Below are 2,382 nucleotides of genomic sequence, written 5' to 3'. Positions count from 1 at the left end.
TGGGCATTTTGAAAACCAGCCAACCTTCCAGCAATTCTACAGAGTCATCATCGGTGAGAATGCCAGCTTGAATTATCGCATGATACTGCTCGATTCTCAAGCGCAAAATCAGATCGTTCGGAATTGCTGCTACACTTTCGACGGGCGGCATAACTGTATGGGCTAGTTGATTATTGTCTTATTTTACTGTTTATTTAACGAACCGCGAAGGCGCGAAGGACGCAAAGTAAGAAAGAAGAAGAAGAGGAAGAAGGTAATTTCATAATATATCTACTTTGTGGTGATTACGCGCCATGCAATGAAAGCTGTAAAACCTAGATAACCAAACACGGCTATCCAGTCTAGCCAATTATCGGAAGTTATCAAAAAAATATCGTTCACGACCACCGTTCACCTGATTATTAATTACAGAAATTATACCAAATCCAGGTTAGTTATCCCCATCTCTCTCTCTTCTGGATACTCTGCGTACTCTGCGTCCTCTGCGGTTAAATCATTCCGATGGAACCGCTATTGAGATGACTGGCTTTTTGGGAAAATTATATTAAATTTTGTTAAGAGATGCCGTATGCTTCCTCAAGAAATCTAACAGTGCTTCCGCCTGTGGGGATGGCTGTAAACTGGCGTAAGAATAGCGATACAAACCTCTGCAAATCAGAGATAACCGCGTTGGGAAATCAAGGACTGATGGGATATCGACAATCACATCATCAACTGGTGGAATATCCCCTCGCTGACAATATACGGCATAGCTAATTCGAGGCGATTTAGCCCGACTGCTACTGCGGCTTCCCCAGTGAAAAACGTATTGATCCCAGCACGATAGAGTACCAGCTTGTGTAGGTAAAGCGCGGATATCTTCCAAGGCAAATTTAGTAGCTTTTGTCTGGAGATTTTTGATAGCTTCCGCATACTCTGGATCGCGGTTTGCCGGAATCATGTACATACATGAATTGAGGGGATTGGCCTCAGTAATTGTCACCCAGAGAGTAAGCACTGTCGGCATACCGTTGGAGTCTATAGTATTTTCGTACTCGGCGTCGCGGTGAGGCTCAAATCCTTTGCCGCTGTCAGAAGTTTCTATGTAATAAACCCAAAAATTGGGAACTAGCTTGTAGCCGTTTCCCAAAATTCCTGTCAATGTTGAGTTAAAGTAACCAAATACTTGATAGAAGATATCGTAGACGAGGGCAAACATTGTCGGAAACCCTGCTTTTCGGACATTTTCTATACAGTCGCGCATCTGGTGAATAGTAGCAGCAGGTATGACGCTAGGTGTTTGGAAATAGCCTTCTTCTCGCAGTTGCAGCCTGTACTCGTCAATTTCTGCTTTTTGGATTCCCGAAACTTCGGAAAAGCCTTCAAATGGTCGATCGGAAATAGTTGAATTGGGGTTGAGATCCCGCCAGTAGTTAATATCTTCTGCTTGTGGCAGAAGTGGAATTAATTTATCTAAGTCAAGAGACTTTCTCAGAGTCACGGTTTCTTCAGTCATGGCCCCTATTTTACCTTGATACTGCACAGGGGAAAGCCGGATCGCTCTTTTGCGATATTTGTGCTGCTCTTTCACCCTACTGCTGATTCTACGTCATTAACGAGCTAAAATCTACAATTAATTAACTCCCCAATTAGTTTTAAAATATTGTCGGTACAGTTCGCACCTCGGCACGCACTCGTTACCATGCAATTTCACCAACCCCAAACTGTCTAATTTAAACGCCTGCATCGCCTTTAATTGCACCGGAGAATCCGCCGCCACAATCTCTCTCATCCCCTGCGCCAACTCTGGATATTCTTCTAAATTCCACAACTGCCGGCGCAAATGGTCGCTGTAAATTCCCCCATCTGCGATCGCAGTTTCTTTTAATTCATCAAGGGTCAAATCCGATCGCGAAATGTGATATAATGCAACTCGCACTAAATACGGATGACCGCCGATTATTGCTGTCAGTTGCTCAACTTCTGCATCCGACCAATTTAAGTTGTGACGCGCGGCTAAATCTTGGATTTGCAGGTGGTTGAATTCCGGTAAATCTACGGGCAGTCCCACGTTGAAAGGCGATTGATTGATGTTCATCGGAATGTAAACTTCGGTGGAATGAACTACAATTAATCGCAGTTTTTTCCAGATGTCGCGCCGTTTTGATTCTTCGTGCCACGCCCGCAACAGTCCTAAAAAGTCTTCGGCAATATCTGGATATTGGAAAACGCGATCGATCTCGTCTAATCCTAAAATTAAAGGACTGTCGATTTGTGGCAAAATATATTTTTCAAAGTAATCTTTGCAGTTGACTTTGCTGCCAAAAATTTCGTCCCAATAATCGTCTAATTGATTGGCTAAGTGCAACTCGCGCCCAACGTAGGCGCAAAACCATTTTAAGA

The 2,382-nt window shown here is 43.6% G+C and carries 2 protein-coding genes; both read right to left on the bottom strand.

Annotation, left to right across the window (positions count from 1 at the left end):
* Positions 1-544: 544 nt before the first annotated feature.
* Positions 545-1,495 (bottom strand): phytanoyl-CoA dioxygenase family protein, encoded by a 951-nt coding sequence (locus WBA89_RS08215; RefSeq protein WP_424405482.1) that lies wholly within the window; start codon positions 1,493-1,495, stop codon positions 545-547.
* Between the two features lie 117 nt (positions 1,496-1,612).
* Positions 1,613-2,382: AAA-like domain-containing protein (locus tag WBA89_RS08210; RefSeq protein ID WP_424405480.1), on the bottom strand; the 770-nt coding region annotated here is incomplete at its 5' end.

Source organism: Microcoleus sp., assembly GCF_049646505.1.
Lineage (GTDB): Bacteria > Cyanobacteriota > Cyanobacteriia > Cyanobacteriales > Microcoleaceae > Microcoleus.
The sequence above is the reverse complement of the archived record's forward strand: the minus strand, read 5'-3'. Positions and strand labels throughout refer to the sequence as shown.

Coding starts and splice junctions, on each gene's coding strand:
- WBA89_RS08215 (WP_424405482.1), bottom strand. CDS start 1,495: ATGACTGAAGAAACCGTGACTCTGAGAAAGTCTCTTGACTTAGATAAA.